Genomic DNA, 14062 nt, shown 5'->3' with positions numbered 1-14062 from the left:
CCACCGTCCTGGTGATGATGCGGAAGCTGGGTGCTGTCGGCTGGGTTCCTGAACGGATCAGGCGCCGGTGCCGCCACCGCCCGGGACCTCCGCGGCGGACAGCATGACGCCGTCCAGCAGGCCGTACTCCTTGGCCTCCTCGGCGGAGAACCAGCGGTCGCGGTCGGAGTCCTTGGTGATCTGGTCGAAGCTCTGCCCGGAGTGCTGGGCGATCAGCTCGGCCATGCGGCGCTTGGTGTGCAGCAACTGCTCGGCCTGGATCTTGATGTCGGTGGCGGAACCGCCGAGACCCGCGGAGGGCTGGTGCATCAGGATGCGGGTGTTCGGCAGGGCGAAGCGCTTGCCGGGGGTGCCCGCGGTCAGCAGGAACTGGCCCATCGAGGCGGCCATGCCCATGGCGATCGTCACGACGTCGTTCTTGATGAACTGCATCGTGTCGTAGATGGCCATGCCGGCGGTCACGGAGCCGCCGGGGCTGTTGATGTAGAGGAAGATGTCCTTGTCCGGCTCGGCCGCCAGGAGAAGGAGCTGGGCGGTGATCTTGTTGGCGATGTCATCGTCGACCGCCTGGCCGAGGAAGATGATTCGCTCGCCGAGCAGCCGGTTGTAGACCTGGTCGCCGAGGCCACCGAGAGTCGGCTCGCCGGCGGCGGAAGGCATCGGAGTCGTCACGTATCCACCTGCTCGTTGTCGGACGGCCGTGAAGCCGTCACAGGGTCTTCGTCCGGGCCGGGGCCGACCCCTTCTGGTGCCGCGCCCCCGCCCTCCTACTTACGGACCCTAACGCGCAGGTGGGGCCCAGCAATCCCCTACGCGGAACTGTTCGCTGCCAGCGGAGACGCTGCGCCGGCGCAGGGGGTGCGTGGCTCGGTCCACGGGGCCGTCCCCTTCACCTCGTGGAGGTGAGTGCCTTCAGGGGCGCGGGGAACTGCGCGAACGGCCCCCACCGGACCGGTGGTCCGGAGACAACCGATCTGCCCCGCCGGGGCCGGTGGTGACGTGCAGCCATCGTCGTGGCTGATCGCGCAGTTCTCCCCCGGCCTCCGGCCGGGAGGGGCTTACGCCTGCTCGACGGGCTCGGGCACCTCGGTGGCGGCCTCGACGGCGTCAACCGTCTCGCCGTCCTCGTCCTCTTCGTCCTCGAGGTCCACGACCTCGCCGTTGGTGTCCGTGACCTTGACGGACTCCACGACGACGGCGAGCGCCTTGCCGCGGGCGACCTCGCCGACGAGCATCGGCACCTGGCCGCCCTCGACGACGGCCTGGGCGAACTGGTCGGGAGACATCCCGGAGGTCGCCGCACGGCGCATGAGGTGCTCGGTCAGCTCCTCCTGGTTGACGGAGAGCTTCTCCTTGTTGACGAGCTCGTCCAGCAGGAACTGGGTCTTGATGCCCTTGACCGCCTGGGCCTCCAGCTCCGCGTCGTACTCCTCGCGCGTCTTGCCCTCGCGCTCCAGGTACGTGTCCCAGTCCAGACCCATCTGCGGGAACTGGTGGTGCTCCAGGTTGTGGGTCCTGGTCTCGATCTCGTCCTTGAGCAGCTTCTCCGGGATCGGCACCTCGGACAGCTCGATGAGCGCGTCGAGGACCTTCTCCTGAGCGGCGGTCGCCTGGTCGTACTGCTTCATCCGCTCCAGGCGCTTGCGGCTGTCCGCGCGCAGCTCCTCAAGGGTGTCGAACTCGCTCGCGAGCTGGGCGAAGTCGTCGTCCAGTGCGGGCAGTTCGCGAGCCTGTACGTCGGAGACGTCCACCTTGACCTCGGCGGCGCTGCCGGCGGCGGAGCCGCCCTTGAGCTCGGAGGTGAAGGTGGCGGAGCCACCGGCCTCCAGGCCGGTGACGGCCTCGTCGATGCCGTCGAGGAGCTGGCCGGAGCCGATGGTGTAGCTGACGCCCTTGGCGACGCCGTCCTCCAGCACCTCGCCGTCGACGGAGGCTTCGAGGTCGACGATCACGACATCGCCCTCGGCCGCCGCGCGCTCGACCGTGGTGGTCGAGGCGAAGCGGTCACGGAGCTGCTCCAGCGAGGTGTCGACGTCCTCGTCGGTGACCTCGACGGCGTCCACGACGACCTCGATGCCGGAGTAGTCCGGGATCTCGATCGTGGGGCGGATGTCCACCTCGGCGGTGAACTTCAGCTCGTCACCGTCGTTGAACTCGGTGATGTCGACGTCGGGCTGGCCGAGTACGTTCAGCTCACCCTCGCTGACCGCCTCCGTGTAGAACTTCGGCAGCGCGTCGTTGATGGCCTCTTCGAGGACCGCGCCACGGCCGAACCGCTGGTCGATGACGCGCGCAGGGATCTTGCCCTTGCGGAAGCCCGGCACCGAGACCTGCTGGTTGATCTTCTTGTACGCCGCGTCGAGGCTGGGCTTGAGCTCCTCGAAGGGCACCTCGACAGTGAGTCGAACCCGAGTCGGGTTCAGAGTCTCGACGGCGCTCTTCACGGTGGGGTCTCCTTGGGGGCTTTACGTTGATGGGGGCGGCCCGATCGTCCGGTGATCTCGCCGGATCGTCCGGTGATCTCGTCCGGCGAGCAGTACACGGCATGCCGTGCGCTCGGTCGCCAGCGGCCCATCCTACCGGTACCACAATGCGCACGGTCCGGGCCTTCGCGCCCCGGCCCCCGGGATCCCCCCGGATTCGTCTCCGGATCACAGAACTGCTGGTCGGGGTGGCCGGATTCGAACCGACGGCCTTCCGCTCCCAAAGCGGACGCGCTACCAAGCTGCGCCACACCCCGCTGGTGCGACACGTAGAGTACATGCCCCCGTACGCGTGGGCAGCCGGTATTCCCCCGCCGGTTCACCGGTTCGACCGGCTACTATCCGATGTGCCACAATCACTGGCGCATCGCACTCCCGCGGGCGTAGCTCAATGGTAGAGCACTAGTCTTCCAAACTAGCTACGCGGGTTCGATTCCCGTCGCCCGCTCCACGGCCTCCGGCCCGGTCGCTTCACTCGACCGGTGACCGGGGGCTTTCTGTTTCCCCGGCCATGGCCAGCCGGTCGCCTAGTCGACCGGGATGCCCCGGGGGGACTTGATGCGCTTCATGATCATCTGGGAGTTGACGTCGCTGACGCCCGGGAGGTCGATGAGCTGGTCGGTCCAGAAGCGCTCGTAGGCGTCGGAGTCGGCGACGGCGATGCGCAGGAGGCAGCCGGGGGCACCGTAGAGACGGTACGCCTCGACGACGTCGGGGGTGGACTGGACCTCGGCCTCGAAGGCGGCGACGGAGGCGCGGTCGCGGCGGACCTCGACGGAGGCGAAGACCTCGAAGCCGCGGCCGACGGCGGCCGGGGCGACGACGGCGCGGTAGGTCTCGATCACCCCGTCGTCCTCCAGTTGCCGCACCCGGCGCAGGCACGGGGAGGGCGTGAGGCCGACCCGCTGGGCCAGTTCCTGGTTGCTCAGCCGGCCGTCGGCCTGGAGCTCGCGCAAGATTCGTCTGTCGATGGCGTCCATGGTGGCAATACCTACCACTCGATGGCCGAATACCGGTCGGTATGAGCAATCAAATGTCAGGTCTACGCGCATATCATTGCACCGGGTGCGGAGTGGGTAAGTGTCACCCCGAGGAGTGGGGACATCCGGCGGCGTCCGGAGAGCCCCGCGCGAACGCACCGGACGCGCACAATCAGACGGAGGCGAAGGCATCGTGCGACACGTCGTGGTCATCAGCACCGGGGGCACCATCGCCAGCCGATGGCAGGGCGACGGGTACGCGGCGGAGGCGGCAGGGCAGGAAGTGCTCGCCGCCGGCGCGGTGCCCGAGGGCGTCGAGGTCCGGGTGGTGGACCTCTTCACCGTCAACAGCTCGCGCCTGACCACCGACCACCAGTTGCGGCTGCTGCACGCCGTGCACGAGGTGCTGGCCGACCCGGCGGTGGACGGTGTGGTGGTCACCCACGGCACCGACACCCTGGAAGAGTCCGCCTTCTTCCTCGACCTCTTCCACGGCGACCGCCGCCCGGTGGTCTTCACCGGCGCGCAGAGGCCGCTGGACGCGGAGGACGGCGACGCGGCGGGCAATCTGTACGACGCGCTGCTGACCGCGGCCACCGGCCGCGACATCGGCGCGGTGATCGTCTTCGCGGGCCAGGTCTGGGCCGCCCGCGGCACCGTCAAGCAGCACACCGTGGACGCGCACGCCTTCGGCGCGCCGGACGGACTGCCGCTGGGCCGCGTCGAGTTCGGCCGAGTGACGTGGGGCCGCCGCCGTCCGCGCCCGGAGCCGCTGCCGCTGCCCGCGCCCGGCGCCGTACCGCCGCGGGTGGACGTCCTGATGCACCACAGCGACGGCGACGCCGTGCTCTTCGAGGCGGCGCTGGGCGCGGGCGCGCGCGGCGTCGTCGTGGTCGGCACGGGCGCGGGGAACGCGAATCCGCAGGTCGCGCAGGCGGTGCGGAAGGCGACGGCGGACGGTGTCCTGGTCGCGGTCAGCACGCGGGTCGCGGCGGGCGCGGTGGCGCCGCTCTACACCGGCGGCGGGGCGGTCGACCTGGTGGCGGCGGGCGGGCTGCTGGCGGGCACCCTGCGTCCCGGCCAGACACGTATCGCGGTGCTGGCGACGCTGCTCTCGCTCACGTCGCCGTCCTCGGACCTCCCCCGCCTGCCCTCGGAGCGGGACGGACGGCCCGGCACGGGCACCGCCACCGCCGCGTTGCGGCGGATTCTGGAGGCGGCCCCGCAGGCGCTGCCCGCGTCAGAGCTTTATCTGGTTGATGGTGTCGGCAAGTGAGGTCAGGAATCGGTTGACCGACGGCGCCATGTTGGTGGAGGCGAGGAAGAAACCGAAGAGGGCGGCGACCAGCGCCGGTCCCGCTTTGATGCTCTTCCCCCGGATCATGACCACCAGGATGATCGCCAACAACAGCACTACGGACAGGGAGATGGCCACAGCGGTTCACTTCCTCTTCACGGTACGCCTCGCCGGTCCGGGAGCCATGGAGCCGCGCCCCCGCCCCGCCCGGTCCCATGGTGCCACTGGGGAACGACAGTTGGACCCGAAGGCCCATAGTCCCATTCCCGTGCGTTAGTCCCTGCACACCACGAGCAGCGCACGGTCGTCGTTGACATCCTTGGCGACCGCTTCGATCAACCGCCAGGCGGAGCCGCGGAATCCGGTCGCCACGAAGCGGTCCGCCTCGCCGATCAGCCGGTCGATGCCCTCCGAGATGTCCTTGTCCGGCGTCTCCACCAGGCCGTCGGTGAACAGCATGAGGACGTCCCCGGAGCGCAACGTGCCCTTCACACCGTGGAATTCGGCCCCGTCGTAGACCCCGAGCAGCGGGCCCTCCGCGGCCTTCTCCTCCCACCGGCCGCTGCCCGCGTGCAGTTGCACCCCTGGGAGGTGCCCGGCGGACAGCAGTTCGTAGTCGCCGCTCTCCAGGTCGAGCACCAGGTGCACGGAAGTGGCGAAGCCCTCGTCCCAGTTCTGCCGGAGCAGATAGCCGTTGGCCGCGGTGAGGAAGGAGTGCGGCGGCAGCGAGCCGAGCAGTCCGCCGAAGGCGCCGGACAGCAGCAGCGAGCGGGAGGCGGCGTCCATGCCCTTGCCGGAGACGTCGGTGAGCACGGCCTCCAGCGTCCGGCCGCCGACCGAGCCGCGGGTGGCCACCACGAAGTCGCCGGAGAAGGACTGGCCGCCCGCCGGGCGCAGCGCCATCTCGGCGTGCCAGCCCGCGGGCAGCCGCGGCAGTCTGCTCTGGACCCTGATCCGCTCCCTGAGGTCGAAGAGCATGGTGTGGCCGCCCCGCCAGGGCACGCCGACCCGCGCCCTGAACTGGGCGATGACCAGGCCGGTGAGCGCCACGGCGGTGACCACCAGGACGGTGCCGGGCGTGACGCGGGCCGGGCCCTCGCGGTACGGGCCGAGCGCCGCGGATTCCGCGACCAGCGCGGCGGCGGAGGCCGCGTAGAGCAGCAGCAGGCTGGAGGGGCGCAGCAGCAGGCCGCCGGTGAGGATCGGCAGCACCAGGGAGCTGGGCGGGCACCAGACGGGCACGCTCACCGTGGTGTACGCCAGCGCGGGGACGGTGAGGATCAGTACGGTGAGGCCGACCCAGTCGGAGGCGCCGCCGCGGAAGTAGTCGACCCCGGCCCTGCGCACACCGAGCCGGGCCCGGTGCAGCCATCTGCTCCACCGCAGCCCGAACCCCTCGCCCGCGACGCCCTTTGCCATGTCTTGGCGACCCTATCGACCCATCGCCCCGCCGTGCAGGGCGGATACCCCCCGACCTGTCACGAAGACGGCGGAAATACGTTCGCCCGCGGCCGGTCCGGCTGGTAGGCAGGGCCTATGACGACGGAACTGCGGGTGCTGGAGCAGGATGACTGGGAAGAGTTCTACGGCCGCCTGGAGCGGGCGTTCGGCGGGCCGGCCGAGCCGCCGGAGGAGCGGGCGCTGTGGCGTGAACTGACCGAGCTGGAAAGGTCGTTGGCGGTGTGGGACGGCGGGGAGATCGTCGGCACCGCGGGCGCCTTCTCGTTCCGTATGACGGTGCCGGGCGGGGCGTCGCTGCCCGCCGCGGGCGTGACCATGGTGAGCGTTCAGCCGACGCACCGCCGCCGCGGTGTGCTGACCTCGATGATGCGCAGGCAGCTCGACGACGTGCGCGAGGGACCGGAACCGGTCGCCGTGCTGACCGCGTCGGAACCGGCGATCTACGGCCGGTTCGGCTACGGCATGGGCACGTTGCAGCTCCGCGCCAACGTCGACACGACCAGGACCGCCGTCAGGGCCCTGCCGGGCGTGGACGACGTACGGATGCGGCTGGTGCCGCTGGAGGCGGCGAGCGAGGCGTGCGAGGCCGTCTACGCGCGGGTGGCGCCGACCCGGCCCGGCATGCTGGCCAGGCAGCCCGGCTGGGAGCGGGTGCCGCTGCTCGACGCCCCGGGGAGCCGGGACGGCGCGGGCGAGCGGCTGTGCGTGGTGGCCGAGGTGGACGGTGAGGTACGCGGTTACGCGCGCTACTCGGTGAAGCTGTCGTGGAGTTCCTTCGGTCCCGACAACATCGTGAAGCTGAGCGACGTCGAGGCGCTGGACCCGGTGGTCTACGCGGCGCTGTGGCGCTATCTGTCCTCCATCGACCTGACCTCGCGGGTGGCGTTCTACAACCGGCCGGTCGACGACCCGCTGCTGCACCTCCTGACCGACGTGCGGCGCGGTGAACTGGCCGTCCGCGACAGCCTGCACGTGCGCCTGGTGAATCTCGGCGAGGCGCTGGAGGCGCGGACGTACACCGCCCCGGTGGATGTGGTGCTGGAGGTGGAGGACGGCTTCTGCCCCTGGAACGCCGGGCGTTGGCGGCTGTCGGGCGACGCGAAGGGCGCGACCTGCGAGCGGACCACGGACGCGGCCGATCTGGCGCTGTCCGTCAAGGAGTTGGGCGCGGCCTACCTCGGCGGGCCGACGCTGCGCGGGCAGGCGGACGCGGGGCTCGTGACCGAACTGCGCCCGGGGGCGCTGGCGGAGGCGTCCAGGGCGTTCCGCGGTGACGTCCAGCCGTGGCTGTCGCACGGCTTCTGAGATCCGTCGGCTCTTTCAGCGCGTCGTCGGGTCCCCGGGCTGGCAGACCGGGCACCAGAAGAGATTGCGGGCCGCGAGCGGCCGGGTGCGGATCTCGGTGCCGCAGACCAGGCAGGGCTGTCCGGTGCGCCGGTAGACGTACACCTCGCCGCCGTGGTCGTCGTGGCGCGGCGGGCGGCCCATCGCCTCGGGGGTGTGCTCGGGGCGCACGGTGTCGATGCGGTTGGTCCGTACGCCCTCGCGCATCAGCGTCACCAGATCGGACCACATCGCGTCCCAGTGCTGACGCGGCAGTTCGCGCCCCGGCAGGAACGGGGCGACGCCGTGCCGGAAGAGCACTTCGGCGCGGTAGACGTTGCCGACGCCCGCGATGAGCTTCTGGTCCATCAGGAGCGCGGCGACGCTGATCCGGGAGCGGGACAGCCGCGGCCACACCCGCTCGGGGTCGTCGCCCGGCCGCAGCGGGTCGGGGCCGAGGCGGTCGTGTATCGCCCGCTTCTCCGGCTCGGTGATCAGCTCGCAGGCGGCCGGGCCGCGCAGATCCGCCCAGTGCGCGCGGTTCGCCAGCCGCAGCCGTACGGTGTCGGTCGGCGGCGGCGCCTTGCCGTCGCCGAAGGTGACCTTGCCGATCAGGCCGAGGTGGATGTGCACCCAGCCGGCCGCGCCGAAGCCCAGGAACAGGTGCTTGCCGTGGGCCTCCGCGCTCTCCAGCACCTGCCGGTCGACCAGCGCGGCGCTGTCGGAGAACTTGCCCTGCGGGCTGCTCGCCCGGACCGCCCCGCCGCCGAACCGCTCGCGGTGGTCGGCGGCCAGGCGGTGGATCGTGTGGCCTTCCGGCATCGCCCGCGTCAGCCCTGGCGGGGGTGGTGGTCCGGGACCGGCGGCAGCTCACCGGTGGCCTCGTACGCGCTCAGCATGTCGATACGGCGCTGGTGGCGCTCCTCGTGCGAGTACGGGGTGGTGAGGAAGATCTCCACGAATTTCGCGGCCTCGGCCTCGGTGTGCATCCGGCCGCCGATGCTCAGCACGTTCGCGTCGTTGTGCTCCCGCGCCAGCGACGCGGTCTGCTCGCTCCACGCCAGGGCCGCGCGGACGCCCTTGACCTTGTTCGCGGCGATCTGCTCGCCGTTGCCCGACCCGCCGATCACGATGCCGAGGCTGCCCGGCTCCCCCGCCGCGCCCTCGGCCGCCCGCAGGCAGAACGGCGGGTAGTCGTCCACCGCGTCGTAGATGTGCGGCCCGCAGTCCACGGGCTCGTGGCCGTGGAGGGTCAGCCACTCCACGAGGTGGTTCTTGAGTTCAAAACCGGCATGATCGGACCCGAGGTAAACGCGCATGCGATGAGTTTTGCATGTCCTGGGGGCCGGAGCGGGGGTGCCCTACCGGGTGAGCCGCCAGGCCGCGGGGAGCAGGCCCATCGCCAGGACGGCCTTGAGCGCGTCGCCCAGCAGATACGGGGTCAGGCCGAGGGAGACGGCCTGCGAGGCGGACAGGTGGGCGGACCAGGCGAGGTAGGGGACGCCGACCGCGTAGATCACGGCGGAGCCGAGGACCATGACGCCCGCGGTGCGCGCGACGGTGCGGTCACCGCCGCGGCGGGCGAGGGCGCCGACCACGCCGGAGGCCAGGAGCATGCCGAGGATGTAGCCGAAGCTGGGCATGGACCAGCCGGAGGCGCCCTCGGAGAACCAGGGGAGCCCGGCGACCCCGGCGCCGGCGTACAGGGCGAGGGCGGCGAAGCCGCGGCGGGCGCCGAGGGCGGTGCCGACCAGCAGCGCGGCGAAGGTCTGGCCGGTGACCGGGACGGGCGAGCCGTGCACCGGGACCGAGAGCTGCGCGGCCAGGCCGGTGAGCACGGCGCCGCCGACGACCAGGGCGGTGTCGCGGACGCGCGAGGCGGGCAGCAGGTCGGCCAGGACCGCTCCGGGTGCTCGGGAGACGGCGACGGATTCGGCGGTGGTCATCGGTACTCCGCGGGGTGAGGACGGTCGGGGACACCGTGACGCTAACGCAGGCGGCCGAGCGTGATCATCGTGAGAAGGGAACAAAGCCGCGAGCGACCGGTTGGAGACTTCGGTGCTCCGCACGGGCACCCGAACGACTTCCGCCGCCCGCGCGTTTCAGCAGGTCGCCGCGGTCTCTCGTGAGACATCTCACGTCCACGACCCTGATGACGCCGCTCCCCCGCGAGGTCACCCCGCTTGTGGGGTTCGCCTATCCCCGCGCAGGGCACCACCGGCACCGGCGGGGCAGTCGGGTTGTCACCCGACCACCGGGCCGGTGGAGCCCTGACGCAAGGCGAACCCCCTCAGCGAGCTTGAGGGTGAAGGCGGGTACCCGGGCCGCGCCCTTGAAAGCGAAGGGGGCCGAGCGTCACTCGAAGCTCGGGCCCTTGGTGCGGGTGCGCTTGATCTCGTAGAAGCCGGGGATCGAGGCGACCAGCAGGGTGCCGTCCCAGAGCTTGGCGGCGTCCTCGCCACGAGGCGTCGGGGTGACGACGGGGCCGAAGAAGGCGACCTGCTCGCCGTCGGCGCCGGGGACGGCGATGACGGGGGTGCCGACCTCCTGGCCGACCTTGTCGATGCCTTCCTTGTGGGAGGCGCGCAGCTCGGTGTCGTACTCGTCGGAGTCCGCGTAGTCGGCGAGGTCGGCGGGCAGGCCGACCTCTTCGAGCGCGGCGACGACGGTCTCGCGGGTCTTGGGCAGGCCCTGGTTGTGGAAGCGGGTGCCCAGAGCGGTGTAGAGCCGGCCCACGTACTCCTCGCCGTACTTCTGCTGGGCGGCGACGACGACCCGGATCGGGCCCCACGCGTCGCGCAGGAAGGTGGCGTACTCCTCGGGCAGCGTGTCGAGCTTGTCCTCGTTGAGCACGGCCAGGCTCATGGCGTGCCAGCGCACCTCGACCGGGCGGACCTTCTCGACCTCCAGCATCCAGCGGGAGGTCATCCACGCCCAGGGGCACAGCGGGTCGAACCAGAAGTCGGCCGGGGTCTTGTCGTTGCCTGGCCGGTTGTCGGTCTCGGGGGCTGTCGCGGTCACTGCGTACTCCTCGAACGGATCGTGCCGGGGCGTGCCGATCGGCACGCCGGGCATGCGGGCTCACGGGGACATGAGTCCTGTGTGACGCACAACGCGCGACCGGCGCGACGGCATTCCCCGTACCCCTCCCCCGTACACCCCCCGTGGGAGGATGCGGAACGCTGTGACCACCCGGGAGACCCCCGGGGCCGCCCATGAGCCCACAGACCCGCGGGGCCTGTGAGAACAGACAAAGGAGTCGCCCGTGCCCGGCGAGAACCTCAGCCGCGAGGAGGCCCGTGAGCGGGCCTCGATCCTGTCCGTCGAGCGCTACGACGTGGCCCTCGACGTACGGTCGGCGGTGGACCCGGCCGACGCGGACGGGGACCGCACCTTCCGGTCGACGACCGTGATCGACTTCCGGTGCTCGCGGCCCGGCGCCTCGTCCTTCGCGGACCTGCTCGCCCCGGCCGTCACCTCCGTCCGGCTCAACGGCCGGGAGCTGGACCCGGCGGCCGTCTTCGACGGCACCCGGATCGCGCTGGACGACCTCGCGGAGCGCAACACCCTCGTGGTCGACGCGCGTTGCGCGTACAGCAGGACCGGTGAGGGGCTGCACCGCTTCGAGGACCCGGAGGACGGCGAGGTCTATCTGTACACGCAGTACGAGCCCGCCGACGCGCGCCGCGTCTTCGCGAACTTCGAACAGCCCGACCTGAAGGCGCCGTTCACCTTCCAGGTGACCGCGCCCGAGGGCTGGACGGTGCTGAGCAACAGCGCGCCGGAGGGCGAGCCGGTGCCGTACGAAGGCGGCGACGGCGCGGTGTCGCGCTTCCTGCCGACGCAGCCGATCTCGACGTACATCACGGCGGTCGTCGCGGGCCCGTACCACGTCGAGCACGACCACTACTCGCGGACCTTCGAGGACCGGGCGGTGCTCGACGTGCCGTTGAGCGCGCTGTGCCGCAGGTCGCTGGCCCGGCACTTCGACGCGGACGAGATCTTCACGGTCACCAAGCAGGGCCTGGACTTCTTCCACGACAACTTCGACTACCCGTACCCCTTCGGGAAGTACGACCAGGCGTTCGTGCCCGAGTACAACATCGGCGCGATGGAGAACCCCGGATGTGTCACCTTCCGGGAGGAGTTCGTCTTCCGCGGCAAGGTCACCCGCGCGTCGTACGAGGGCCGGGCCAATGTGATCCTGCACGAGATGGCGCACATGTGGTTCGGCGACCTGGTCACCATGCGCTGGTGGGACGACCTGTGGCTGAAGGAGTCCTTCGCGGACTTCATGGGCGCCTTCGCGATGGTGGAGGCCACGCAGTACGACGCCGGGTGGATCACCTTCGCCAACCGGCGCAAGGCGTGGGCGTACCGCGCCGACCAACTCCCCTCCACGCACCCGGTGGTCGCCGACATCCGCGACCTCCAGGACGCGAAGCTGAACTTCGACGGCATCACGTACTCCAAGGGCGCCTCGGTGCTCAAGCAGCTCGTCGCGTACGTGGGCCGCGACGCCTTCCTGGAGGCGGCGCGCCGGTACTTCAAGCGGCACGCGTACGGCAACACCACGCTCGCCGACCTGCTGGCGGTGCTGGCCGAGACCTCGGGCCGCGACATGGCGCGGTGGTCGCGCGCGTGGCTGGAGACGGCGGGCGTCAACTCCCTGACCCCGCAGGTGGTTTACGGGGCCGACGGGAAGATCACCGAACTGTCGGTGCTCCAGACCGCTGCCGAGTCGCACCCCGAACTGCGCCCGCACCGCGTCGCGGTGGGCCTGTACCGGCGGGTGCCGGGCGGCGCGCTCGAACGGTACGCGCGGGTCGAGACCGACGTGTCGGGCCCGGTGACCGTGGTGGACGGCCTGGCCGGGCAGGACCGGCCCGAGCTGGTGCTGGTCAACGACGACGACCTGACGTACTGCAAGATCCGCTTCGACGAGGTGTCGCTTGACACGCTGCGCGCCCATCTCGGCGACCTCACCGACCCGTTGGCGCGGGCGCTGGCGTGGTCGGCGGTGTGGAATCTGACCCGTGACGGGCTCATGCCCGCCCGTGACTACCTCGGTCTCGTGCTGCTCTTCGCGGGCTCCGAGAGCGACATCGGGGTGCTCCAGTCGCTGCACCAGCAGGCCCGCTCGGCGCTGTCGCACTACGTGGCGCCGGACTACCGCGAGGAGGCCGCCAGGTCGCTCGCCGAGGGCGCGCTGCGGGAGCTGCGGCAGGCGGAGCCGGGCAGCGGTCACCAGTTGGCGTGGGCGCGGTTCTTCTCCTCGGTGGCCTCGTCGGCGGCCGATCTCCAGTTGCTGCGCGGGTTGTTGGACGGCTCGGCGAAGATCGACGGACTCGACGTCGACCAGGAACTGCGCTGGACGTTCCTCGAGACCCTCACCGCCGAGGGCGACGCGGACGCGGCGGCGGTCGCGGCCGAGCGTTCCCGCGACGACACCGCCTCCGGTCACCGGCACGAGGTGCGCTGTCTGGCCGCCCGGCCCTCCGCGCAGGTCAAGGCGGCGGCCTGGGCCGATGTCGTGGACTCCGACCGGCTCTCCAACGCCCTGGTCGAGGCCACCATCGCGGGCTTCGCGCAGCCGGGGCAGCGGGGGTTGACCGCGCCGTACGTCGAGCCGTACTTCGCTTGCGTCGAGCGCGTCTGGGGCGAGCGGTCGATCGAGATCGGTATGGCGGTGGTGCGGGGTCTGTTCCCGCACCACCAGGGGTCGGAGGCGCTGGCCGCGGCCGACGCGTGGCTCTCGTCCCGCGCCGACGCGGCACCCGCCTTGCGGCGCTTGGTCGTTGAGTCCCGCGACGACCTCGCCCGCGCGCTGCGTGCCCAGTCCCTGCGGTGAGCTGACGCGGGCTTGTCTTTTCCCGCCCGCCCGCCCGTGCGGGTGTGTTGTTCGTCTGCGGGTGCCGCTTGTGCCTGGTCGGTGCCGGTCCGGGGTACCTCCTCGAAATCCGTAACACCTGGCCCCTCGTATCCGGTGACCTTCTTGTCAACGTATTTCTGCGGGGGCACCCCGCCCCGTCCCCTCCTCGCCCGTCGGCGTCCGCCTGTCCGCTGTGGCTGAGGGGGGGCGGGGGTGGGTGGGCTCGGGTACGGCGGCGGGTGCCTGTCCGGTGGGGGTTGCCGGGAGGGGCGTGGGTGGGCTCGGACACATCGGCGTCCGCCTGTCCGGTGGGGGTTGCCGGGAGGGGGGTGGGTGGGGACCGGGCCCTGCGCCACCCGGCCGTCCGGCCGGGCAGCGCGGGAGGGGGCGTGGGCCCGGGTACGTCGGCATCCGCCTGTCCACGTGGGTGGCGGAGGGGGGCCGGGCAGGGGTGTCAAAGACCGCGAGGGCGCCCCGAGCGTCCTCCGCCCAGGGCGCTGGGCGACGCCCTCGGACGGTCCGCAGACGGACGGGCGCCAGAAGACAGCCGGCCTCCGCCAATCCCCACGGTGGACGAACAGCTGCGCGGCGCCGTCACCGGTCCTTGAGACCACCCCCCAGCCACAGCGAACCGACACCCGCCGCC

12 protein-coding genes and 2 tRNA genes are annotated in these 14062 nt (G+C 71.4%); 4 read left to right on the top strand and 10 right to left on the bottom strand.

Translation table 11 applies throughout. From position 1 onward, the window contains the following. Positions 1 to 57: 57 nt before the first annotated feature. The 3 genes from BGM09_RS16295 to BGM09_RS16285 all read right to left on the bottom strand — a co-directional run bounded on the left by BGM09_RS16295 (position 58) and on the right by BGM09_RS16285 (position 2740). Positions 58 to 660 carry an ATP-dependent Clp protease proteolytic subunit gene (locus BGM09_RS16295; RefSeq protein ID WP_188282338.1) on the bottom strand — a complete coding sequence of 201 codons (603 nt, stop codon included), beginning with the start codon at positions 658 to 660 and terminating at the stop codon, positions 58 to 60. 398 nt (positions 661 to 1058) lie between these two features. After that, positions 1059 to 2444, bottom strand: coding sequence for a trigger factor (tig, locus tag BGM09_RS16290; protein ID WP_188282315.1), 1386 nt, complete (start codon positions 2442 to 2444; stop codon positions 1059 to 1061). Between the two features lie 219 nt (positions 2445 to 2663). Next, positions 2664 to 2740 (bottom strand) — tRNA-Pro (locus BGM09_RS16285). A 120-nt stretch (positions 2741 to 2860) separates the two neighbouring features. Here BGM09_RS16285 and BGM09_RS16280 point away from each other — a divergent pair. Then, positions 2861 to 2934 (top strand) — tRNA-Gly (locus tag BGM09_RS16280). 76 nt (positions 2935 to 3010) lie between these two features. On the opposite strand, the gene BGM09_RS16275 is transcribed toward BGM09_RS16280, so the two are convergent. Then, on the bottom strand, positions 3011 to 3463 hold the full coding sequence (locus BGM09_RS16275) for an Lrp/AsnC family transcriptional regulator (protein WP_188282314.1): 453 nt from the start codon (positions 3461 to 3463) through the stop codon (positions 3011 to 3013). 193 nt (positions 3464 to 3656) lie between these two features. On the opposite strand from BGM09_RS16275, the gene BGM09_RS16270 reads away from it, so the two are divergent. Next, entirely contained in the window at positions 3657 to 4739 is a 1083-nt protein-coding gene (locus BGM09_RS16270; protein WP_188282313.1) for an asparaginase, read from the top strand. On the opposite strand, the gene BGM09_RS16265 is transcribed toward BGM09_RS16270, so the two are convergent. After that, positions 4704 to 4898: a hypothetical protein gene (locus BGM09_RS16265; RefSeq protein WP_188282312.1), complete on the bottom strand. Its 195-nt coding sequence runs from the start codon at positions 4896 to 4898 to the stop codon at positions 4704 to 4706. The genes BGM09_RS16270 and BGM09_RS16265 overlap by 36 nt on opposite strands. Before the next feature lie 135 nt (positions 4899 to 5033). Beyond that, entirely contained in the window at positions 5034 to 6179 is a 1146-nt protein-coding gene (locus BGM09_RS16260) for a PP2C family protein-serine/threonine phosphatase (protein ID WP_188282311.1), read from the bottom strand. Positions 6180 to 6296: 117 nt separating this feature from the next. On the opposite strand from BGM09_RS16260, the gene BGM09_RS16255 reads away from it, so the two are divergent. Then, positions 6297 to 7526, top strand: a complete 1230-nt coding sequence (locus BGM09_RS16255; RefSeq protein WP_188282310.1) for a GNAT family N-acetyltransferase — start codon at positions 6297 to 6299, stop codon at positions 7524 to 7526. Positions 7527 to 7541: 15 nt separating this feature from the next. Here BGM09_RS16255 and BGM09_RS16250 read toward each other — a convergent pair whose 3' ends face one another. The 4 genes from BGM09_RS16250 to BGM09_RS16235 form a co-directional block, all read right to left on the bottom strand. Continuing rightward, positions 7542 to 8366: an Fpg/Nei family DNA glycosylase gene (locus tag BGM09_RS16250; RefSeq protein ID WP_188282309.1), complete on the bottom strand. Its 825-nt coding sequence runs from the start codon at positions 8364 to 8366 to the stop codon at positions 7542 to 7544. A gap of 8 nt (positions 8367 to 8374) precedes the next feature. Further along, entirely contained in the window at positions 8375 to 8863 is a 489-nt protein-coding gene (locus BGM09_RS16245; RefSeq protein ID WP_188282308.1) for a ribose-5-phosphate isomerase, read from the bottom strand. A gap of 42 nt (positions 8864 to 8905) precedes the next feature. Beyond that, positions 8906 to 9490: a biotin transporter BioY gene (locus BGM09_RS16240; protein WP_188282307.1), complete on the bottom strand. Its 585-nt coding sequence runs from the start codon at positions 9488 to 9490 to the stop codon at positions 8906 to 8908. Between the two features lie 409 nt (positions 9491 to 9899). Continuing rightward, positions 9900 to 10565, bottom strand: coding sequence for a DsbA family protein (locus tag BGM09_RS16235; protein WP_317452728.1), 666 nt, complete (start codon positions 10563 to 10565; stop codon positions 9900 to 9902). Between the two features lie 244 nt (positions 10566 to 10809). Between BGM09_RS16235 and pepN the strand changes: the two genes are divergently transcribed. After that, positions 10810 to 13395, top strand: a complete 2586-nt coding sequence (gene pepN / locus BGM09_RS16230; protein WP_188282305.1) for an aminopeptidase N — start codon at positions 10810 to 10812, stop codon at positions 13393 to 13395. Positions 13396 to 14062: the final 667 nt, after the last annotated feature.

It is taken from the genome of Streptomyces sp. CBMA29 (assembly GCF_014596445.1).
GTDB lineage: Bacteria > Actinomycetota > Actinomycetes > Streptomycetales > Streptomycetaceae > Actinacidiphila.
The sequence above is the reverse complement of the archived record's forward strand: the minus strand, read 5'-3'. Positions and strand labels throughout refer to the sequence as shown.